The organism is Psychrobacillus soli (assembly GCF_006861775.1).
Taxonomy (GTDB): domain Bacteria; phylum Bacillota; class Bacilli; order Bacillales_A; family Planococcaceae; genus Psychrobacillus; species Psychrobacillus soli.
The window spans coordinates 18,974-41,129 of record NZ_VDGG01000005.1; the positions used below are offsets into that span (position 1 = coordinate 18,974).

Consider the following 22,156-nt stretch of genomic DNA (forward strand, 5'->3'; position numbering starts at 1 on the left):
GAATCAGTAATGGCTAAAATCGGTATTTATGGATCTTCATTTGATCCAATTACAAATGTACATTTATGGACGGCAAGCACTGTTGCTCATCGCTGCAAATTGGATAAGGTGATTTTGTTGCCTTGCTCAAGTAAAAGAAAAGACAAAAGATTGAAAACGGAAGATGAGCATCGTTGGAATATGCTTCAACTGGCTATTGAAGATGATAGTCGTTTTGTTGCAGATGATCATGAAATGAAGCAAGATGCTTGGAATATATATACGTATGACACAATGGTGCATTTTAAAAAGAAATATCCAATTGATGAAGTGTACTTCATTATGGGAGCAGATTTATTAGTGGATATTGCAAAAGGTGAATGGGCCAAAGGAAGAGAGTTAGTTTCTGAAAATAAATTCATTGTGATGGCAAGAGAGGGAGTAGATATGTTATCAACCATTAGTCGCTCTGCAATACTTAGGAACAATGATGATGGTTCAACCTTCCATTTAGTTGATAAGGGGTTGGCTATGGAGATTAGCTCAACGTATATTCGTGAAGAATTTGCTGTGGGTGGAGAACCGAAATATTTATTGCCGACTTCATGCTATGACTATATAAAAAAACATGGACTATATAGTTAAGGTGAGTTGAGATGAGTTTAGCAACTTCCAACAAACGATTAACACGTTCCTCAGTCATTCGGAGATAACCCCACTTGGTGTCAGAGCGGACTTTCTGATAGTCATGGCATGAGAATAGAATACAACCTATATACCTCATGCTCAGTAAAGCGCCGAATGAAAGGCCTGTGGTGGAATGAAAAAACATAGCGTATTGGTGTCGGATTATGGTGCATTTTAAGGTACTCAAGAGCGTTTTATGTTAGATTCTGCGGTTTCCCAGGAAATATTTCGTTTGTGAATTATCGCTTATTTCTTAATGAGCTACAAGAAAAGTTTAATACAATCGGAGTGTTACAAGGCGTGAGTTAGATAAAACGGTTGGTATAACAATATTCTATCGTGTATTAAGCGGATTGGACAATTTGAATTTCAATCCTGAAAGAGATACTCCCTTATTTCTAGGTGTATCTCTTTTTTTGAGTACTATTAATATTTATTTCGATATTAATGAAATTCGTCAAACTGTACTTTTTAGCTGCAATAAAATTTTTAAATTTTCAGGGCCAATGAACAATGGATGTAAGTCTATTCGGGATAGTTTTAGGTCTTGCGGCAATGGGTTCTTTAAAAACCCAAAAGGAGATGGAACCGTCCCCAGTCCAAGAGCGAAGAGGCTATTTTCGAATCGACTTCCACTACCCATTAGAAGCGTTGATGACCATTTCGGAATTGAACGAGAAAAAGGTTCAATTAGGAAACACAAGAATATTAGTTGAAAATTTGGGCCCAGCCGGATTACGTTTTTTATCAAAGATTAAACTACCTGTAAGTTCGGATATACTCTTAAAGTTTCAAACTACTATGGCTGATGAAGGCATGACCCTTTACGGAACGATTATCCATGATTCAGAACTAGAAGGATTGAATCGATATGGTGTTGAATTACTTGTGGATGAGGAAGAAAGAGGGAAACTTATTAAGCGGTTCAATCAGTTGCAGGTGCATTAAAGAAAAAGCCAGCTTCTGCCAGGGTATCCATTCGTTACAGAGAATGTGTTTACTTACTTTAAGCAGCTGTAAATAAAACCCGATTTTTAACAACCTTTTTTTGAAGAAATTGGGGATCAACCGAGAAATGTCTTCATAATAAGCTCATTTCCATAGTTAGTATGACAATATCATTATAAGTGTGGAGAAAATATCCTTTGTAAGCTAAACTATATTAAATCCCGCAACCCAATATATGAGTTGTGGGATTTTAGCATTTTTTGATTATACTTCTTCTTGGAAGTAGATTTTATAAAACTTTCGGTTGGTTGTTTCATCATAGCCAACTTCAATTAGTTCCTCTACTTGATTGATATCACGAACATTTACTTGAATTTCAATGTTGGAGTCGAGTTTAATTTTACGCTTATACGTTTTTTCTACTTTTTCGATCGCACTTTCGGAAATTACTGTTTCGTATGGTTTTACCGAGTTTACGATGACTTCTTTTTGTACTGGATCTGCCTTTTCAAATACGGTATCAATAAAATCATGTACCTGGAATTCTTCTTCAGTCCTAAAATAATCGAGCGTTTTATTTAAAAATCCTAATTTCTCCGTATTCGTAAAACTTTCTTCTTTTAAAATATATTTTTTGCATTCTGTTAACGCTAAATTCGTTTTATGGTAATGTTCATCTGCTACTTTAATTTTTAAAAAGCGTTCTTGCCAGTAGATAACATCTTCTTTCTTTTTTGTTTTTATAAAGACAGCGGGTGCTTGATCCGCTCCCATATCCACGATTATGGCCATATTATTGAGTTTCTTTACGTTAATACCGTCGACGCCATTGACAATCATTTTGTTTTGCTCGTTTTTCACATCTAAAAACATTTCTTTTTCTTCTATTTTTACGATGGCGATTACCTTTTTTACTTCCGTAGACATTAAACAGTTTTCGAACAGTCCAATAAACAAGTCTCCACTTTTAATATTGGGATGCCCAGATACGCTGTGTAAATGTGCGGCGATATGTTTTGATTGTTCCAGAAAGCTATCGTTATTATCGAAAATGGATGTCACATATGTATACACTTCATTTAACCCAATATTTGTTTCGTGAAAAAATTCGTATTGTTGCTCCAAATCCATTTTGTTAAATGCTAATTGTGTAAAGGCTGCTTCTAGCAATACTTCTGGCTGAGAAAATGCCTCTTCTCCTAAAACAAGCGCATCGCTTACATTATGAACGACATACTGTGCTAATTTACTTTCACTTACTTCTAGCATGGTCTTCACCTTCTAATCATTAGTTGTAGATAGTTTACCTTATCATATCTTGGATACTATTTGAATGGAATATTTTTAAAAGTCACTTTTAAAAGAGGGAAATTAAGGTAAGTTATACAATTGACTAAATATTGAGGTGATAAGACGGACTATGAATTACTGAAAAAAGAGTAAGTAACAAAGTAGATTGGAAAATCTGGTTCTATCTTTTACTTTTCTGATTACACTAAATAGAATAGGTGAATTGGGAGGGAAGAGAATTTGGCGAAAAAATGGGGAATAACAGCACTATTGGTATTTGGATTATATGCTTTAGTTATGTATGTTTATATCTTCCATAGTGGAAGTGGGGATATACCAGCAGGGTTGAAAGGGACTGTTGCGGATCCGAATGTTTTTATGACGGAGCGTGAATTGTATCTGAGTGAGGAATATTCAAAAATAAGAAATTTCCTCTTTTTTGTAATCACTCCTCTTGAATGGCTTATCTATTTATTTATTCTCATTACTGGTCTTTCTCAAGTATTTGAAAGATGGCTTCCACTAAAAAACAAATGGGCAATCGTGCAAAATGCAGTTTATTTATTTTTACTGTCTGTTTTCCTTTTTATCGCATTATTTCCAATAGATTATTACAGATATTATTTAAGTAAGTACTACGGAATAAGTACGCAAGTTTTTTCCTCATGGATGCGGGATAATGTCATTGATTTTTGGGTTACGCTCGGAGAGACTGTACTCATAGTAACCGTACTTTATTGGCTAATTAATAAAAGCACAAAGAGATGGTGGCTACATGCTTGGTTGTTAATGATTCCTTTTACGATCTTCCTTATGTTTATCCAACCAGTCGTAATCGACCCATTATATAATGATTTCTATCCGCTTACAAATAAAGAATTAGAAACGAAAATCTTAGCGGTCGCTGAACAAGCAAATATTCCAACAGAGCATGTATATGAAGTGAATATGGCGGAAAAGACAAATGCGCTTAATGCCTACGTTACGGGGATTGGAAGTAATGCAAGAATTGTATTATGGGATACGACGTTAAGCCGATTATCCGAAAATGAAATTCTCTTCATTATGGCACATGAAATGGGGCACTATGTGGAGAAACATATCTATTTCGGAATCGCAGGCTATCTGTTAACGACGCTTGTAGGACTTTGGTTAACAGCGAAACTAATGCCTTGGATCATCACGCGTTTTGGACGTGTTTTAAAAATTAAGCGACTAAATGCAATTCATTCGCTTCCATTATTTTTACTTATTACATCGTTTTTATTGTTCGTTTCAAGTCCAGCTTCAAATTATGTTTCTAGATACCAAGAGACTAGAGCAGATCGATATGCGATGGAGTTAGTGGCAGATCCAGAGGCAGCTGTGAGCACTTTCCAGGCACTGACGAAGGCTGGATTAAATGAAGTGAATCCGCCGCTACTCGTGAAATGGTTTCGATATGGTCATCCGACGATGTTAGATAGAATAACTAACGTTGCTGGTGAAAAAGAAACAATGGAGCAAGATGCCCCTTAAGTTTCAATAAATATACTTAAAAGATAGAAGTAGGAGGTGCTAGAACAAGCTAGCGCCTCCTACTTCATTACATGCGTGAATGTACTTTTTCACCTTGAACCCAGACTTCACGAATATTTTCCGGACGAACTAAATACATTATTTTTTGGAAGACATCGTGCAAATCTTCCTCTGCGTTAAAAATAGGAAGTTTTGCGGTCGCTAATTTCGTATCAATGGTTTGTACATCCCATGCATAATTTTCTGCTAAACGTCCGATTGGCAAGCTTAAACCTTCTCCTCCACCAGCAGTTGCCAAGTAAAAAGCTTCGTTAATCGTAATACGCGAATTTGGCACACCGCGTTCACTAGCAGGAAGAGCGGTATTCACACCATCTTCTAACATTCTAGATGAGATCACAGCCTGTCTAGCATTATCGAAAAGACTAGGAGAAAAACCACCGGAAATATCAGAGCCTAAACCAATCTCCACACCTTTTGCATGCAAATGAGCGATCGGAATAACGCTATTGGCGAAGTAAGCATTCGATATTGGGCAATGGCAAACGGCAGTTCCTGTTTCCGCAAAAAGATGTGCATCGTCATCATCTAAGAAATTACAATGTGCCATTACAGACTTATCACCTAATAGACCAAAATCATTCAAGGCAAAGGCATCGTTCTTTTGGAATCGATCTTGTACATAGCCATGTTCCCAATCACTTTCACTGCAGTGCGATTGAATATGGGTGTCGTATTTAGCAGCAAGCTCACCTAAACCTTTTAAAGCATCATCTGTACAACTTGGGATAAAACGAGGTGTAACTACGGGATACACACCTTGTTTAGTTGACTTAGCAAGTTCTTTTACAGCTATAATAAACTCTTCTGTATCTTCTAATGCGGTTTGCGTACTAGCATCGCGATAAAAGTCCGGATTTTGATCAGGATTATCCATGACAACTTTCCCAACTAGACCGCGTTGTCCTTTGTTCGCACATATTTCGGCTAGCATGAAACTTGCTTCTTTATGTACAGTTGCAAAATAAAGAGCTGTAGTCGTTCCGTTTGCTAGTAGCGTATTTACTACATCTTCATAGACATTTTTGGCAAATTCTAAATCCGAAAACTTCGACTCAATTGGGAATGTATATGTATTTAACCAATCATAGAGTGGAATATCTAGTGCTGTTCCAGATTGTGCCCATTGCGGAGCGTGCACGTGTAAATCGACAAAACCTGGTAAGAAGTACTGACCTTCAGCTAAGTGGTGAAAGTTTTCTGCTCCTTCATAAGAATTTAGTAAAACTGGATAGTCGGCATCTTCTGGTGCCACAACTTTCTCAATCATTCCGTTGTCATTAATGCAAAAAAGATAGTCTTTTAGAATTTTGACTTCTTTTGGTGACTCGCTTGTAAAAGCAGTCCCTTGAAAAACTTGCGCATATTTAATCATAAACTACACCTCATTGGTCGTATTTTAACAATATAATCGTAATTATAGGGCAATAAGAATAGGGCGTCTACGGTTTTTTAGGTTCGCTACAATGTTAAATAGATAAAGCCGAAGTTAAATACTATTTTTTTAGGGAAAACACAATAAAAGCGAGAGTGTAAATAGCTCTCGCCTTTCATATATGATTACTATGGTTGGTTTGTGATGCTTGCTTTTTTCTTTTAGAACTAAATTCCTCCGCAAACTCTTCTTCTAGATTATTGTTCGAGTCGTGGTTATTACTATTGGTTTTGTTTTTACTTTTGTTTTTGTAAAGATCTAAATTATTATGCGTTCTTTCATTCATTGTTTTTTTATTGTTTTTACTCATAGAAGTTCACCTCTTAGAGTTTATTGTGCTTCCTATTGGATATTTTATTCTTAAAGTGCTTATCTTCTTTTATTCTTCCCAAGGTCTTTCGTACTTGCTTTATTTTTATCTACTATTTTTTCAAACTCAATATAAACGTGATATGTGTTTTCATCGATTTCCATCACACTAATAACTTTTCCTTTCCTACCTTTAATCTTTATAGCTTCATCTACTGTAGGTATACTTCTTAACGCTTGATTGAGCACTTTAGTCTTGTTTTCATAAAAATGAACGGCAAACATCCCTATATCCCCTTTAATTCGTAATTTTACTATCTTTGAATTAACTCATTTTATGATTCTGAAGGGGATATAGAACTTTAAAATTAAATATAAGTTATTTATGAAAAAACAAGAGGGCGAAACATTCCAATTGCTCAAGCTGGCTAAATAGTTCAATCTGTTATATAATATGGATAGATAATTAAATTACTTTACTAGAAAATATGAATTCACATATTGTAAAAAGTAATCGCATTCGTTCGTTACTTTTTTAATATGTGAATTTTTTTATATCTGTTGGAGATAATATATTATTCAATATATTTTATGGAGGTTTTTTAAATGAAACAAGGTACAGTAAAATGGTTTAACGCAGAAAAAGGTTTTGGATTTATCGAAATGGAAGGCGGAAGCGACGTATTCGCTCACTTCTCAGCTATCCAAGGCGACGGTTTCAAATCACTTGACGAAGGTCAAAAAGTGGAATTTGAAGTGGAAGATGGTCAACGTGGACCACAAGCAGTTAACATCGTAAAACTTTAATTCTTTGGAATTAGGTCAATGTTAAGCGTAAATTGGAGACACTCTTTTATGGGTGTCTCTTTTTTGCGTCTTTTTTTACTTCTATGATAATTGTTTTTGTAACTAGGACGACTTTCTGTTGATTGCCAATAATAAGATCATCCCAATGATACAAGCTGTACCTACCCACTGAAATATTCCAAAAGGTTCTTTTAACCAAATGACTGTTGTTAAAACAGCAGCTAGTGGTTCTAAACTCCCTAACAGGCTTGTTTCTTTAGGAGAAAGACTTTGTAAACTTTCAATATAAAACCAAAAGGCTATCATTGTGCCGAATATGATGACGAATATTAAGTAGAAATAGGCTTCCATCGTTAAAGAACTCAAGTCTAATCGCCAAGGTGGATGGATGAAACTTAATGCAAAACCACCGATAATCATTGCCCAGCCAACGATGACTAGGGAATCATATTGTTTTAGTAAAGGAACGGCATATAAAGTATAAAATGCGACAGATAGCCCGGATAAAATACCCCAAACGATTGCAGGAGTAGGCACTGAAAGTTGAGAGGGAGAGCCATTTGTTAATAGGAAAAAACAACCGACTAATGCAAGGGAAACAGTTATCAAATCTTGCTTTGTTAAAACAGCTTGTCTTCGTAAAATTAAGTAAACGATAATCATGACCGGAGCTAGATATTGTAAGAGAGTTGCTACTGCAGCATTGCCATGCTTAATGGATGCCATATATGTATATTGAACTGCAAGCATACCGAGTAAACCAAAAATAATGAGTTTAGCAGCTGCCTTTCTATCTTTCCACACACCTAATATTTGAGAACGATCTTTTACAAAAAATTGAACGAGTAAAAGTAAACAACCGGCTATTAATAATCGTGTCGTTACGAGCCAATTGATATCAATAGCAAATTGTTGAAAGAGCTTTTGTGCAACAGTTCCACCAACTCCCCAAAACATTGCACCCGTTATGACAAGAAATAATCCAGTTTTTCTAGTAGGTCTATTCATCATTTCATCACCTTCTTAAATGTAATAATAGTATTATAATAAGTGAAAAAATGTTTTAATGATACTTAAACTGAATAGAAAAGTATAAATATATTGAGGTGATACAGTGCAAATAAAAGATTTCAAAGTGGATGAAACCTTAAAAGAGTTAACGAAACATCATACAGTCGTACTACCTATTGCATGCTATGAAACAACCATTGCTCAAAATATTCATGGATATATACCACTTCATTGGCATGAGGAAATACAATTTGTTTTGATTGTAAAAGGGGAAGCCATCTTTCAAATAAATGAAGAGAAACTAGTTGTGCGAGAAGGCGACGGGCTGTTTATAAATAGTGGCTGCCTTCATATGGCGGAGGAAAAGAACCAATCAGGATGTGTTTATATTTGCTTAAATGTAGATCCTCATTTTCTGTTACCACAAGAGCTGCGGGCTACCTATGTATATCCCTATATTCAAGCTACTAATATACCTTACTTATATATAAACGCAGAAGACTTATGGGGGAAGAACATTTTAGATGCTTGTATAAAAATTAACCAAAGTATTCAACGAAAGCTACCATACTATGAGATCGAAATTACTGGACAGTTAACGTTCATATGGCAGAACTTAATCATGAATGGTTTAAAATTAGAATACGATCAGACAGAAATGCTAAAAAGTCATCGAATGAAACAAATGTTAAATTGGATACATCTACATTATACAGAGAAAATCAGGTTAGATGATATCGCAAGAGCAGGTCAATTGAGCCGTTCTGAATGCTGTCGATATTTCAAACGAATATTAAAGACAACCCCGTTAAGTTATGTAATGGAATATCGAATTCAAAAAAGTTTAATATTACTGCAACAAGCAGAATCCAATGTAACAGAAGTTGCCTATCAAGTAGGGTTCAATAGTACAAGTTATTTCATCGATAAGTTCCGGAAGTCGATGCATATGACACCATTAGTGTATAAGAAAACTAAAGGGGAAGAGCAGCTACGACATCGTGATGTGTGCTTGCGAAAGGATTTATATTATCCTGAAATAGAAAATGTGGATGAGAGTATAAATCAAAACGAATGATGAATTTTTTCTCCGATATGAAAACGTCTCAAAAGATGTGGTTAGCTTTTGGGACGTTTTTTAAAGTTTTGCGTAGCATATTATACGTTATTGGCTACATACTGAGACGTTTTGCAAGATAATCAATCCAAATCGCAAATTAGCTTCTCCTAATCGCAAAATAGAAACCCCAAATCGCAAAATAACACTTCATAATCGCAAGATAGATTTATAGGGATTATAAATTTAACGCAAACCTATTAATAGATAAACTGCCGTACACCATATAAAAATAGCGGAGCATTTATTGAAAATAGTCATCAGCTTACCTGTCCCATCGAGCTTTTTCATCGTGGCTCCGGCAAATGTCAATCCCAAAAACCATAACCAAGATACCCCGATACAAGCCGTTGTAAATAACAATTGCTCTGTCCCGACGTACTTTAGGGCACTAGTCCCGATGACCCCAACCGTATCTAAAATAGCATGTGGGTTTAACAAAGAAACAGACATTGCAAAGACAATTTGTTTCTTCGCTTTTAAACTTTTCCCTGTTTCCAGCCCAGCAGGTTTGGACTTCCAAATCGAATATCCCATGTACAGTAGAAAAAGGATACCTACAATCATTAGTCCTAATCTTAAGCCCTCAAATTGCAGGACAATAACAGACAAACCAAAAACCGCAAGTAAGATTAGAAAAGTGTCACAAATCGCAGCTGTGATTGTAGCAGGAAATGCCTTTAACAAACTTGGTTGGGAGGCTCCTTGTGAAAAGATAAAGACGTTTTGTACGCCTAAAGGCAAGATAAGTCCAAATGCTAATAAAATACCATGTAATATTGCTTCCAATTTCAAAAACTCCCTTCCAATACTAGTTTAGCTATGTTACAACTAGAAGAAAACAACCAATTGGATGGTTTAGTAACCAACCAATTTATGAAAAGGGGATTATTATTTTGCAATGGAAACCAGATCGTCATTCCCATTTGTCTCTTCATATTCAAATTGTTGACTGGATGAAAACACATATAGAACGTGGGGAATGGACAGTAGGAACGAAACTTCCCCCGCAACGAAAGCTAGCCGAGTTGCTAGGAGTGAACCGAAGTACGATCATTGATGTACTAGATGAATTAAAAGCGGATGGATTGCTTGAAATGAAAAGAGGGGCTGGCACTTTTGTATCCAATAACTCATGGAATGTGTTACTTAATAAATCACAACCAGACTGGCATAAACATATACAAGCAAGTATTCATAAACCAAATTATCATACAATCCAACTCATAAATGAATATGAACAAGATTCTTGTATAATTAGGCTTGGTACCGGTGAACTTTCACCGGATTTACTACCAACGAAGCTTTTAGAACAATCACTTCAATCTATTTCATTAAACGCACGAGATATCGGTTATTCTGAACCGAAAGGAAGTAAAAGACTGCGAATAATTTTAAGTGACTATTTGCAGAAGCGAGGAATACATACTTCACCAGAAAGCATTTTAATCGTTTCAGGGGCACTGCAAGCTTTGCAATTGATCTCTGTTGGTTTACTTGAACAGCAATCGATTATTTTTCAAGAGCATCCATCTTATTTAAATTCGGTTCATCCGTTTCAATCAGCTGGTATGCAAATGGTATCCGTTAAGCGGAATGAACGTTTAGCTGAAACGTTAAAAGCTGGAAGCGGGAAAAAACAATCACTTTTTTATACGATTCCGACTTTGCATAATCCAACAGGGAGTAGTTTAACGCCTGAGGAGCGCAAAAGATTATTGGAAATATGTGCAGAACTACAAATACCAATAATTGAAGATGATGTGTATCATGAATTATTGTTTGAGGAATCACCACCAGCCATGAAATCTCTAGATCAAACGGGACAAGTTTTATATGTAGGAAGTGTTTCGAAAACATTAAGTCCGGGACTCAGAATTGGCTGGGTTGTTGCCCCTGAACCCGTTATTAATCGACTGGCAGATATTAAGATGCAGACGGATTATGGGTCGAGTGCATTTTCACAAGAAATTGTCGCTCATTGGCTTTCTTCTGGTTTATATGAGGAGCATGTTGCAAGCCTACGTCAGCAATTAAAAGGGCGTTCCTTGTTCGTGGAGAGTATTCTTAATGAAAATTTCCGTCGAATTGCTACATGGGAGAAATCAATGGGAGGCTTCTATATATGGCTAAGATTCAACGAACCAGTTGTAAATAAAGCGTTATTCTTGAAGCTCATAAAGCAAAAAGTCCTCATTAACCCCGGCTATATATATGATCCGAGCGATTTACATCATATTCGACTTTCCTATGCTTATGCCACTTTGGAAGAGTTAAAGGAAGGATTATATATTCTATTAAATAATATATAGTGTATATTGCTTAAGTTATTTTACGTGAATTTTCGAACTACAAGTGTTATACTACATTTTATAGATGAATAATCCTTCGGGGTCGGGTGAAATTCCCAATCGACGGTGATGCAAAAACTGCTAAGCCCGTGAGCCTTTTTAAGGCAGGATTTGGTGCAACTCCAAAGCCGACAGTATAGTCTGGATGGGAGAAGGATGTAGCAAGTAAGCTTATTTCCTTATGGGGTAAAATATACCTCTAAAGGTTTATTTAGTGATGCTTTCAACATAAATTTCCTAATCACCCCCGTAGAGATATGTCTATGGGGTTTTATTTTTGCAATAAAACCGAAATAATTTCATAAAAGTGTATTCCTTCGGGGTCGGGTGAAATTCCCAATCGACGGTGATGAAGAAATTCTAAGCCCGTGAGCCTTACTTTATTTAAAGATGGGCAGGATTTGGTGCAACTCCAAAGCCGACAGTATAGTCTGGATGGGAGAAGGATGTACGAGCAAGCTTATTTCCTTATGGGGTAAAACAACACCTCTAAAAGGTTTATTTGTCGATGCGTAAAACATAATTTCCCAAAACTAACCCCTTAGAGCTGATCTATGGGGTTTTCTTTTTGAACAAAATTTCTTTACAGAAAAGAGGTGTTTTGTATGTTCACGGGAATTGTAGAAGATTTAGGTAAGGTCAAATCGATGAAAAGCGGGCCTAATAGTATGCAGCTAACATTAGAATCTAAAAAGATTGTAGAAGACATCCACTTAGGTGATAGTATTGCAGTTAATGGTGTATGTTTAACAGTTATTTCTTTTTCTAATCATCTATTTACGGTAGACGTCATGCCTGAAACGGTAAAGTCTACAAGCATTCGGTCTTTGCAAACTGGACATGTCGTTAATCTGGAGCGAGCAATGCCTGCAAACGGTCGATTTGGCGGTCACTTTGTTTCTGGACATGTGGACGGAACGGGCGTTATTTTAAGAAAAAGAAAAGTAGAAAACGCAGTGTATGTAGATATTGGCATCAGTGAAGAATTGAGTAGGTACTGCATGCTAAAAGGATCGGTAGCAATCGATGGCATTAGTTTAACTATTTTCGATGTTCAGCCGAGACAGCTCACTGTTTCGCTTATACCACTTACATTTAGCGAAACAATATTAGGTATAAAAAAAGAGCAAGATGTCGTCAATATTGAAAATGATTTACTAGGCAAATATGTAATCAATCATTTGGATCGAAAGAAAGAAAGTTCGCCGATTACGATGGACTTTTTAAGACAAAATGGATTTTAAGATGTTAAAGGAGGTATTTTATATGTTCCATACAATTGAAGAAGCACTCGAAGATTTAAAAAAAGGGAAGATTATTATCGTTGTCGATGATGAAAGTCGTGAGAATGAGGGAGATTTTCTAGTGTTGGCAGATTACGCGACACCAGAAAATATTAACTTTATGGCAACACACGGTCGTGGGCTGATTTGCACACCTATAACGCAAAAGTTAGCAGATCGTCTTGAGTTGAATCCGATGGTCGAACACAATACGGATAATCATCAAACGGCATTTACGGTTAGTATCGATTATAAAACAACGGAAACAGGTATTAGTGCATTCGAGCGTTCTGAAACGATTTTACAATTGTTAAATGAAGAATCGGTTAGTTCAGACTTCCGTCGCCCTGGGCATGTGTTTCCACTTATAGCAAAAGAGAACGGAGTACTGGAGCGCCCAGGTCACACCGAGGCAGCAGTTGATTTTGCGAAACTTTGTGAGGTTCAACCTGCAGGCGTGATTTGCGAAATTATGAGTGTCGACGGCTCCATGGCGAGAGTTCCAGAATTACATACTATTGCAGAGACACATGATTTGAAGTTCGTGACGATTGAAGCATTAGTAAAATATCGACAGGAAAAAAGTACTAAAGCGACGGTTTGATTTTAAAAAAACATATTTTAACATAGGAGAGATGAAGAATGGGTAAAGTATTTGAAGCAACATTAATCGGAACAGATTTAAAAATTGGGGTAGTAGTAGGTAGATTCAATGAATTTATCAATGGGAAATTATTGGATGGTGCAATGGATGGATTGAAACGTCACGGCGTTGCAGAAGATAATGTGGATGTTGCATGGGTACCAGGTGCGTTTGAAGTACCTTTTATCGCAAAAAAAATGGCCGAAACAAAAAAATATGATGCGATTATCGGTTTAGGTTCTGTTATTCGTGGTTCTACGACGCATTATGATTATGTTTGTAATGAAACGGCGAAAGGCATCGCAAGTGTCGGTTTAACAACAGGTGTTCCAGTTATGTTCGGTATTGTAACAACAGAAACAATTGAACAAGCGATTGAACGTGCTGGTACGAAAGCTGGAAATAAAGGCTATGATGCTGCGGTATCCGCAATTGAAATGGCGAATTTGAATCGTTTGTTTTAATTAAATAATTTGATGAAAAAAAAGCGCTATCGTATTACAAATATGATAGCGCTTTTTGATATACTAAATTGTATATAACTAACTAGTATGAAAAGTCATGGAAAGATAGTTAAAGAATGAGGAAAATTTATGGAGATATAAAGAATTAAAGGTACAGGAAATACCAAAGTGGGGATATTATCTCCGCGAGCAGTGGCGGAAATGTTTTGCAAGCCATCTTTCAACTGAAGTACAAAATGCAATTGGGATCGGAATCTTCCATTTTATTAATTGATTTCAAATTAACGATAGGTAAATTATTGAGTAATGATGATTTTTTCGACCTCAAGTGAACTAAATATCTACTTGTTATGAATATAATCGAAGAAGCTGTTGCTTTATGAAAATTTTAGAAGGAGGTTTTATGTTGAAGAAAATTTTAATTTTGGGTGCTAGTGGGTTAGTTGGAAAGGCTATTGCTAAGGAATGTTTAAATGATTTTGATGTATATGGAACTTACTTTTCATCGAAAACAAACCTACCGGACGAAAAGCAATTCCAATTAAATATCCAAGATGAAAAAATACTACGTGACATACTTAATTTAGTTCAGCCTGATATCATTGTTTCCACTTTACGGGGAGATTTTGACGAACAATTAAAATTCCATAGGGTATTAGCTGAGGAATTGAAAAACGGCGATAGTGTACTTTACTTTTTCTCCACTACAAATGTTTTCGATGGAGACTTGTCCAAGCACCATAGCGAGGAGGATGAACCTATTTCTAAATCTGAATATGGTCAATACAAAATCAATTGTGAGGAAATGCTCGTACAATATCTTGGAAATCGTTCAAATATTATTAGAATCCCAGGAATGTGGGGAAAGAATTCACCTCGATTGAACACTATGAAAACGAATATTGAAACAAATAACCAGATTCAAGCCTATTCTAATTTAGAATGTAGTTTTCTATTAGATGTACACTTAGCTCATCAAATGCGCTTCATCTTTGAAAATGATTTAAGAGGAATATTTCATTTAGGTGCAGTAGACATGGTAAATGAATCGGCATTCCTAGAAAACTTAGTTAACCAACTTACTACTGCAGAGGTAAATATTCAGCGTAACCATTATCAAGACAAAGAGAGTACTTATTATTTCGGCCTCGTGTCAAATCGTAATGATCTTCCAGATTCTCTTAAAATTACGAATCAAGAAATTATTTCTCACTTGATACATTAAGCCTTATAGGGGAAATTGAAATGGAGAGGGTGTTTATGAAATATTTCTGTACAAATATCATATTTTTCATATTGATCATGAGTGGATGTTCTAATAATGGAGCAGAGAATGATTTAAAACAAGAAATTGAACAGTTAAAGCAGGAAAATGCAAACTTATCAGTAGGTAAAGAGAAATTAGAGTTAGATTTGAAAATAGTTAACGCGGAATCATCTAGAAAGAATGATCGATTAACTAGTGAAGTAAGTTCCTTGCAAATGGATTATGAAAAGCAACAAGAATTAATTAATCGGTATCAGAAAGTATTTGAATTTCCCATTTCGAGTAATCGTACCATCGCCGATACTTTAAGTATTTTTTCACCTGATCAAGTAAAAAAGGATAGCCAAATCGCGGGACTAATCGTTTCAGAAGTAAAAAAGGAAGCAGTTAATGACGCAACAGGTTATTTCATTAAATTTACTGGTGAATTTGAAGTCAGGGGCTCCATCATTCATGATATAAGTAGTGAAGGTGAATATTCCTTTATAGTTAAAGAAAATTTAGAAACGATACCACACACATTATGGCAATTTGAAAATGGAACAATCTACTTTGATATTACAAATGATGAAGATTTAAGAAAATCACTAGGCAACAAATTGGACGAATTGCCTGAAGAGGGTCAACTAGATATAATGGGTGTTTTTAAAAATTATTCGTATAACGAAGTACTTGAAACGGACTTCCTGCCGAGTTACGCTGAATTTGTCAGATTAATATCTGCGAATTGATCATTGATTTGTAGGGAGGGTTTCTTGTTCAACTAAAGTAGTTATGGAATGCGAAAGCTAAATGTACAGTTATGCTGCACCATTTCTCTATAAGGAATAGTTATGAAATATTACACCGAAATTATTCCTAGGGGGTGTTTAGTTTGAATAATCACGAGGAAACGCCTGAAGAAAAAAGAGAACGATTAAGACAAAGTGAGTTAAAAAATAATCCGACTGGTTCTCTAAACGATGCATTAAATAGAGGAAGTAATGGGAATTTAACAGATTTAACAGGTGGTATGGGCTGGAAAGGTACAGGAATATTAATTGTTGTTTTAATAGTTGGGTATGTTTTATATAAATTGTTTTTTCATGATTTTGCTTAACCCCAGAACTTTTGCTGTCCCTCACTTTTTCCGATTATTTTGGTCTATTACCAATAATATCTTCTTGAATAAAAACGAATGTTCGGCATATAATAAGAACAAACGTTCTTTATCGGAGGAGAAGAGAGACGATGCATGAAGGTTTAAAAGATCGAAAAATTATATGCATTGATAATGGAAGGAGAATACCCATTAAAGTGGATACTCTCCTCATTAAATTTAAAAAGGGTTCTTAGTTATATAGGTTAAATATTAATTAGATGACATCATGCATCTATGCAAAAACACAAGGGAAGTAAGAAAGGATTAGCATACATTTATCTAATATTTAATTCTTTTAACTTCCTATATAAAGTGGTTCTTCCGATTCCAAGTTCTTCGGCTAAGGCTGTTCGATCGCCATTTTGGATGTCTAAGTATTTTTGAATAATGGATCTTTCCGCCTCTGCTAAACTATCTTTATAGTTATCCTTTAGCACAAATTCAATTTTCTCATTTTCCGCTAGATGATGTAGTTGAATTTCTTCGATACATTCCTCTAAAAGCAGTCTATAGTAATCTAACTTGTTTCTGTTTGTTTCAGCTAAAATGGTAAATCGTTCAAGGATATTGTAAAGTTCTCTCACATTCCCCGCAAATCGATACGTCAGCAAGTCCGCACAAATGTCTTCGATTAAATGCTCAATTTGGCTAAAAAGTTCTTTTCGATGTTTCCATATAAAGTGTTTGGTAAGGGGAACAATATCTTCCGGCCGCTGTCTTAAAGGAGGAAGATTAATTTTTAAAACGTTCAGACGATAGTATAAGTCAGCGCGGAATTTGTTTTCTTGTACTAAGTTTATTAAATTCTCATTGGATGTAGCGATAATTCTAATATTAACCGGAATAACCTTATGACCGCCAATCCGAACAATTTCTTTTTCTTGTAGTGCCCTTAATAGCCTGGCTTGAAAGTGAATGGAAATGGAATTGATTTCGTCTAAGAAAAGAGTTCCAGGATGAGCTAGCTCAAAAAGTCCCTTTTTTCCATCTTTCGCTGCACCTGTAAATGCCCCTTTTTCATAGCCAAAAAGTTCACTTTCTAAGAGTGTTTCAGGTAATGCGGCGCAATTGATGGCGACGAAAGGATATGCTTTCCTGTAGCTATGATTATGGATACTCTGGGCAATTAGTTCTTTTCCTGTACCAGATTCTCCAGTTATTAAAATGGTAGAATCGGTTCTCGCAAACTTTTTAGCTTTTTCTATTGTGTGATGAATGATTTCACTTTTGTAAATCAAGTTACTAAATTCATTTTTGGCAACTAATCCTTTTGATTCAGTCTCGACCCTATAATTATGTTCGATTTGTTGAATTTCCGAAATATCTTGCAAAGTGATGATATTGCCAATTTTTGTTCCTTTTTGAGTAACAGCCACTTTACTAGTGTTCAAAGTAATGTGATCAAATTTTATAATTTTGTTTTGAAAAGCTTCATCTTGCGTAATTTCTCGAATAGAGCGATTTGGTATGATTTTTAACAGGCGATCGCCAATAATATTTTTTTTTTGTATATTAAGAAGATTCCAGGCCGATTCGTTAATAAGGGTAATCTTATCTTGTTCATCTGTTGCGATAATTCCATCTCGTACCGAATCAATAACAGCCTTAAGATGCTGCCTTTGATTTTCTTCCGCCCTTTTAAAGTGGATAATTTCAATTGCACGTTCAATGGATGCAATGATACTGACTTCGGAATATATTAATGTGCCTGATAGTCCATATTCTTTCGCATAAATAACCCCAGTCCCTGTACTGATGACTGTTCCTTTTGTATTTGAATAGGTTTCAATTTTCTGTCGTAACTCATCCTGTGTGTTGTAACTAATGTAGTGAAGTTGAACTTGCAAAAGCTCTTCTAGAATCGAATAATCATATTTAAGCTCTTCAAGGTCAGGCAATGTTATGGCAATTTTGTTTGAAAAGGGCAAAGATTTTTGAACAGCAAATAACATATCGATTGGTGTTACTTTTAGTTTTATAACGGGGATACTCGTCCGTTTTTCAAGAAATACTTTGAAAAAATGCCCTGTGATAATTATATCTGTTTCATTTTCTTCTAATTTAGTCAAAATCCTTGGGAGTGTAATAGAAAGGTCCCCTCCACAATCGAAGACGGTGATTTCAATATCACTATTTTTAAACTTTATCGTTGAGTTTCTTGCTAAATTCACGAATTCCCCTCGTCCCACAACCGCAATTTTTGTTTTCATATAGCCCTCCAACTAAAAGTTTTTATTTGTATATCTGAATATTTCGACTAAAATCAAAAAATCCCTTTTTTAAAACAATTGTTTCAGTTTTGGAACACTGACTAGTTCAGTTTCGAAAAAATAACTGATAAATCAGCAAATTGAAAGTTGGCACGGAAGTTGCATTAATAGATAACAAGAATATTTTCTGAATGTTCTTAATTTAGAAAGGGGGATGTTTGTGTTTACTGTTAAGCCAAGAGTTCAAGGGGTTACTCCAGAATTAGTTGATTTGTTTCAAGACGTTGGTACATCCACGATTGGTCATCTTACTGATTTTGGATTTTTAAAAGGGTTAAAACCATTATTTAGACCAATCCACTTCGTAGGTAATGCTGTAACAGTTCGTCTTCCACATATGGATTCAACAGCTGTCCATAAGGCTTTGGATTTTGTTGAACCTGGTGATGTCCTTGTCATTGATATGTCGGGGGATGTGGAAAGATCTTGTTTTGGGGGGATAGTATCCTACGCTGCAAAAGCTAAAAAAGTGGCAGGTGTCATTGTTGCTGGAAGCATTAATGATGTTGAGGAAATAAAGGAGATTCAATTGCCGGTATTTTCACTAGGAGTGAGCCCAATCACTACACGCATTCTCGGCATTGAAGGGGAAATTAATACAACGGTAAGTGTATGTGGGGTAAGTATTCATCCAGGTGACCTAGTGGTAGCTGATAATGATGGTGTGTTCATTATAAATCCAAAATCTGCAGCTAAATATGCGGAAATTGCGATAGAAAAGCAGCTAAGAGAGCCTGAGACAAAAAGGAAGATTGATTCTGGTATTTCGCTTGCTTCTATAAGTAAAGCTGATCGATTTTTTACGACTGAAGGGCAATCAGAGAGCAAGGAACCAACAAAAGTAATATAAAATAACATTCTGATTTTGCAAAATCAGCCAAGAGCATGTATATATCATCGGTTTCATTTTACTGCACCGGTGATTAATTTGTACATTAAATTACCGATAATTTAATTTTATACAATAAAATCATAAAGGTGGGAAATAAGAGTGAGGAGAACGAAAACTTTTAAATTTTGCTCTATCATGCTGTTGTTAGTATTTCTAGTCATTATGAGTGCATGTAAGTCAGCTGAGTCATCTTCATCAAGCGCAAAAAGCGATAAGAGTATAGTTGTTGCATTAACTGGGGAAGCGAATAGCTTAGATCCACATAACACGACAGATACAGCTTCTAAACAAATATATTCAGTAATGGCGGAAACATTAGTAAGTTTGAATGAAAATGGAGAAGTAGTACCACTTTTAGCGAAGAGTTGGGAAAATTCTGAGGATGGGAAGACTTGGACATTCCAGCTTGAAGAAGGGGTAGAATTTACAGATGGTACTCCATTTAATGCAGAAGCAGTAAAAATTAACTTTGAACGTGTCACAAACGAAGAGGACAAATTAGCAAGATATCCTATGTTAGGTCCATATCTTGATAGTATTACGGCTAATGGCGATTACGAAGTTGTATTTCATTTGAATAGTCCTGTAGGTCCTTTTTTGAATATTCTTGCTTTCCCTTCTGGGAGCAATATTATTAGCCCTAAAACAATCGCAGAAGGTATAGAGTCAATTAGAACAAACCCAATTGGAACAGGCCCTTATAAAATTAAAAACTGGTCACCTGGAACTGATACCGTTTTTGAAGCAAATCCTAATTATTGGGGTGGAACTCCACAATTAGACCAGATTACTTTTAAGGTTGTTCCTGAAAATGCTTCACGTGTACTGATGCTAGAAACTGGTGAGGTAGATATCATTTCAGACGTTCCAGCTACAGATATTGAAAGAATAAACAATAGTGAAGAGACAAAAGTAAATTCAATCGAAATCAACCGTACTTTGTATGTTGGAATTAATAACTCAGTAGCTCCTTTTGACAAGGTGGAAGTTCGCCAAGCATTAAACTATGCGATTGATAAAGTTGCGCTGACAAATGATTTATATGAGGGTCGAGTGAAAGAGAGTTCTGCCATCGTATCTTCTAAGGACCAAATGTATAGTAATGCGGGTACTTATCCATATGATTTAGAAAAGGCAAAGGAATTGTTAAAAAAGGCAGGGGTCAAGGAAGGTACTAAAGTAAGACTTGTAGCTGCGGGCAACGCTGTTCGAGATCATAAGGCTGGACAATATGTTCAAACTAGTTTGCAACTACTAGGATTTGATGTTGAGTTTCAAATGTTGGAGCTGAATGATTATTTAAATACTTTAGATGATCCAAGTAAATATGAACTCTATTTAAGAGGTGGGATTGCAAACACAAATGATGCCTATGACATCCTAAGGGATAGTTTTTATTCTGATAGTAAATATAATTATGCCCGTTATATAAATCCAAACATTGATCAGGCTATAGAAAAAGGTGCTATTGAGCCTAATATAGAAAATCGTAAGAAGATTTATGAAGAAGCATTTAAGGATATTAAAGAGGATGCTCCGTGGATTTTCCTTTATGAGGATACTGTGCACATCGGGATGAGGTCAAACATAGAAGGCCTGATTGTCCCACCAACACATCTTTGGAATTTCACAGAGGTACGCAAATCAAACTAGATTTATAGAGATATTATATAAGCAACTTTTAAAAAAATAGGAGTGAATAAAATGTCTTTTCAAATTGTAATGGCTCAGTTAGGTTCTTCAGAAAATAAACAAGAGAATTTAGAAAAAGCTGAAAAAGCATTGAGGGATTCAACAAATCTTTATGGGGCTGATATGGTTGTCTTCCCAGAAGCATTCATGAGTTATTTCGAAGTGGGAACACCAACAGAAGTAAAAATAAACGATGCTGAACCAATCGAAGGACCATTTGTATCTGCGATGAGTGAATTAGCAAGTAAATATGGGGTCTGGGTTGTATTTGGCATGCGTGAGAGTACGGAAGATGTAGATGATAAGAGAGTTTATAATTCAACAGTAGTTATAAATTCATCTGGCTTAATTGAAAGTGTTTATCGTAAAACGCATTTATATGATGCATTTGGAGGAAAAGAGTCAGATACTATTAAACCAGGTGATGCCTTATTCGAACCGATTGATACGCCTTTCGGAAAAATTGGATTGTTTGTTTGTTATGAATTACGATTCCCTGAAATCGCTCGTCATCAAGCGCTAAACGGGGCTGATATCCTTATTGTTCCTTCAGGTTGGGTAAAAGGACCGTTAAAAGAACACCATTGGGAAAATCTTGTAACGACACGTGCGATAGAAAATACTGTTTATGTAGTCGCTTGTGACCATGTGAATGATTACTATATGGGACAGAGTATGGTCGTTGATCCTATGGGAGTGGTAATAGCAAAAGGAAATGAAAATGAGTGTTTGATTCCGTGCCGAATCGATTTAAAGCGTGTTCAGGAAGTTCGAAAAAAACTCCCTTCTTATATACACCGTCAACCAAGCTTATATAAGGGTGCAGGGATTTATACATCCTGAAGTTTAATTGTCCGATCCTATTTAGCGTTTTTAAATGATTGTTAATTTCGAAGAGTTTAACTAATTTTACAAACTTTTTATAACGGAAATTGGGGACTTATTTTGTACTAGTCCCCAATTTACTTGGCTGCAATAGTTTTTGCTCACTC

At 35.7% G+C, this 22,156-nt stretch carries 21 protein-coding genes, 2 pseudogenes and 2 riboswitches; of the genes and pseudogenes, 16 read left to right on the forward strand and 7 right to left on the reverse strand.

Annotated elements, in window-relative coordinates; all coding sequences use genetic code 11:
* Window positions 1–9: 9 nt before the first annotated feature.
* Complete coding sequence (nadD, locus tag FG383_RS03275) at window positions 10–624, forward strand: nicotinate (nicotinamide) nucleotide adenylyltransferase (RefSeq protein WP_142605424.1); 615 nt, start codon at window positions 10–12, stop codon at window positions 622–624.
* Window positions 625–1,179: 555 nt separating this feature from the next.
* Window positions 1,180–1,614 carry a PilZ domain-containing protein gene (locus FG383_RS03280; RefSeq protein WP_142605425.1) on the forward strand — a complete coding sequence of 145 codons (435 nt, stop codon included), beginning with the start codon at window positions 1,180–1,182 and terminating at the stop codon, window positions 1,612–1,614.
* A gap of 264 nt (window positions 1,615–1,878) precedes the next feature.
* Here FG383_RS03280 and FG383_RS03285 read toward each other — a convergent pair whose 3' ends face one another.
* Window positions 1,879–2,883 (reverse strand): nucleoid-associated protein, encoded by a 1,005-nt coding sequence (locus FG383_RS03285; RefSeq protein ID WP_142605426.1) that lies wholly within the window; start codon window positions 2,881–2,883, stop codon window positions 1,879–1,881.
* A gap of 261 nt (window positions 2,884–3,144) precedes the next feature.
* On the opposite strand from FG383_RS03285, the gene FG383_RS03290 reads away from it, so the two are divergent.
* Window positions 3,145–4,422 (forward strand): M48 family metallopeptidase, encoded by a 1,278-nt coding sequence (locus FG383_RS03290; protein WP_142605427.1) that lies wholly within the window; start codon window positions 3,145–3,147, stop codon window positions 4,420–4,422.
* Between the two features lie 67 nt (window positions 4,423–4,489).
* On the opposite strand, the gene guaD is transcribed toward FG383_RS03290, so the two are convergent.
* The 3 genes from guaD to FG383_RS03305 all read right to left on the reverse strand — a co-directional run bounded on the left by guaD (window position 4,490) and on the right by FG383_RS03305 (window position 6,511).
* Complete coding sequence (gene guaD, locus FG383_RS03295) at window positions 4,490–5,857, reverse strand: guanine deaminase (RefSeq protein ID WP_142605428.1); 1,368 nt, start codon at window positions 5,855–5,857, stop codon at window positions 4,490–4,492.
* 175 nt (window positions 5,858–6,032) lie between these two features.
* A complete protein-coding gene (locus FG383_RS03300; RefSeq protein ID WP_142605429.1) occupies window positions 6,033–6,227 on the reverse strand; it encodes a hypothetical protein in 195 nt (64 codons plus the stop codon).
* 59 nt (window positions 6,228–6,286) lie between these two features.
* Window positions 6,287–6,511, reverse strand: coding sequence for a hypothetical protein (locus tag FG383_RS03305; RefSeq protein ID WP_142605430.1), 225 nt, complete (start codon window positions 6,509–6,511; stop codon window positions 6,287–6,289).
* 321 nt (window positions 6,512–6,832) lie between these two features.
* On the opposite strand from FG383_RS03305, the gene FG383_RS03310 reads away from it, so the two are divergent.
* Window positions 6,833–7,033 carry a cold-shock protein gene (locus tag FG383_RS03310; protein ID WP_142605431.1) on the forward strand — a complete coding sequence of 67 codons (201 nt, stop codon included), beginning with the start codon at window positions 6,833–6,835 and terminating at the stop codon, window positions 7,031–7,033.
* Window positions 7,034–7,135: 102 nt separating this feature from the next.
* Here the strand turns inward: FG383_RS03310 and FG383_RS03315 are convergent, their stop codons facing one another.
* A complete protein-coding gene (locus FG383_RS03315; protein WP_142605524.1) occupies window positions 7,136–8,041 on the reverse strand; it encodes a DMT family transporter in 906 nt (301 codons plus the stop codon).
* Between the two features lie 106 nt (window positions 8,042–8,147).
* Here FG383_RS03315 and FG383_RS03320 point away from each other — a divergent pair, with 106 nt between their 5' ends.
* The gene (locus tag FG383_RS03320) at window positions 8,148–9,122 is read left to right on the forward strand and encodes an AraC family transcriptional regulator (protein WP_142605432.1); all 975 of its coding nucleotides are present in this window, start codon (window positions 8,148–8,150) and stop codon (window positions 9,120–9,122) included.
* Window positions 9,123–9,347: 225 nt separating this feature from the next.
* Here the strand turns inward: FG383_RS03320 and FG383_RS03325 are convergent, their stop codons facing one another.
* Complete coding sequence (locus tag FG383_RS03325; protein WP_142605433.1) at window positions 9,348–9,950, reverse strand: LysE/ArgO family amino acid transporter; 603 nt, start codon at window positions 9,948–9,950, stop codon at window positions 9,348–9,350.
* A 107-nt stretch (window positions 9,951–10,057) separates the two neighbouring features.
* On the opposite strand from FG383_RS03325, the gene FG383_RS03330 reads away from it, so the two are divergent.
* From FG383_RS03330 to FG383_RS03365, 8 genes and pseudogenes are all read left to right on the forward strand, one after another.
* Window positions 10,058–11,473 carry an aminotransferase-like domain-containing protein gene (locus FG383_RS03330; protein WP_142605434.1) on the forward strand — a complete coding sequence of 472 codons (1,416 nt, stop codon included), beginning with the start codon at window positions 10,058–10,060 and terminating at the stop codon, window positions 11,471–11,473.
* Window positions 11,474–11,541: 68 nt separating this feature from the next.
* A riboswitch (FMN riboswitch) is annotated at window positions 11,542–11,673 on the forward strand.
* Between the two features lie 148 nt (window positions 11,674–11,821).
* Window positions 11,822–11,963, forward strand: a riboswitch (FMN riboswitch).
* 154 nt (window positions 11,964–12,117) lie between these two features.
* Window positions 12,118–12,756 (forward strand): riboflavin synthase, encoded by a 639-nt coding sequence (gene ribE / locus FG383_RS03335; protein ID WP_142605435.1) that lies wholly within the window; start codon window positions 12,118–12,120, stop codon window positions 12,754–12,756.
* A gap of 22 nt (window positions 12,757–12,778) precedes the next feature.
* Window positions 12,779–13,393 (forward strand): annotated as a pseudogene (ribB, locus tag FG383_RS03340) (3,4-dihydroxy-2-butanone-4-phosphate synthase); the annotation flags it as partial.
* Window positions 13,394–13,437: 44 nt separating this feature from the next.
* Entirely contained in the window at window positions 13,438–13,902 is a 465-nt protein-coding gene (gene ribH, locus FG383_RS03345) for a 6,7-dimethyl-8-ribityllumazine synthase (RefSeq protein WP_142605436.1), read from the forward strand.
* A 145-nt stretch (window positions 13,903–14,047) separates the two neighbouring features.
* Window positions 14,048–14,176 (forward strand): annotated as a pseudogene (locus tag FG383_RS03350) (DUF4275 family protein); the annotation flags it as partial.
* A 132-nt stretch (window positions 14,177–14,308) separates the two neighbouring features.
* A complete protein-coding gene (locus FG383_RS03355; protein WP_185907833.1) occupies window positions 14,309–15,127 on the forward strand; it encodes a sugar nucleotide-binding protein in 819 nt (272 codons plus the stop codon).
* Window positions 15,128–15,147: 20 nt separating this feature from the next.
* A complete protein-coding gene (locus FG383_RS03360; RefSeq protein WP_142605438.1) occupies window positions 15,148–15,900 on the forward strand; it encodes a hypothetical protein in 753 nt (250 codons plus the stop codon).
* Between the two features lie 143 nt (window positions 15,901–16,043).
* On the forward strand, window positions 16,044–16,268 hold the full coding sequence (locus tag FG383_RS03365) for a DUF6366 family protein (protein WP_142605439.1): 225 nt from the start codon (window positions 16,044–16,046) through the stop codon (window positions 16,266–16,268).
* Between the two features lie 317 nt (window positions 16,269–16,585).
* Here the strand turns inward: FG383_RS03365 and FG383_RS03370 are convergent, their stop codons facing one another.
* Window positions 16,586–18,520, reverse strand: a complete 1,935-nt coding sequence (locus FG383_RS03370) for a sigma 54-interacting transcriptional regulator (RefSeq protein WP_142605440.1) — start codon at window positions 18,518–18,520, stop codon at window positions 16,586–16,588.
* 220 nt (window positions 18,521–18,740) lie between these two features.
* On the opposite strand from FG383_RS03370, the gene FG383_RS03375 reads away from it, so the two are divergent.
* From FG383_RS03375 to FG383_RS03385, 3 genes are all read left to right on the forward strand, one after another.
* A complete protein-coding gene (locus FG383_RS03375; RefSeq protein ID WP_221887500.1) occupies window positions 18,741–19,430 on the forward strand; it encodes an RraA family protein in 690 nt (229 codons plus the stop codon).
* Between the two features lie 141 nt (window positions 19,431–19,571).
* Window positions 19,572–21,125 carry an ABC transporter substrate-binding protein gene (locus FG383_RS03380; protein WP_142605442.1) on the forward strand — a complete coding sequence of 518 codons (1,554 nt, stop codon included), beginning with the start codon at window positions 19,572–19,574 and terminating at the stop codon, window positions 21,123–21,125.
* A gap of 51 nt (window positions 21,126–21,176) precedes the next feature.
* Entirely contained in the window at window positions 21,177–22,007 is an 831-nt protein-coding gene (locus tag FG383_RS03385) for a carbon-nitrogen hydrolase family protein (protein ID WP_142605443.1), read from the forward strand.
* The last annotated feature ends 149 nt before the right edge of the window (window positions 22,008–22,156 follow it).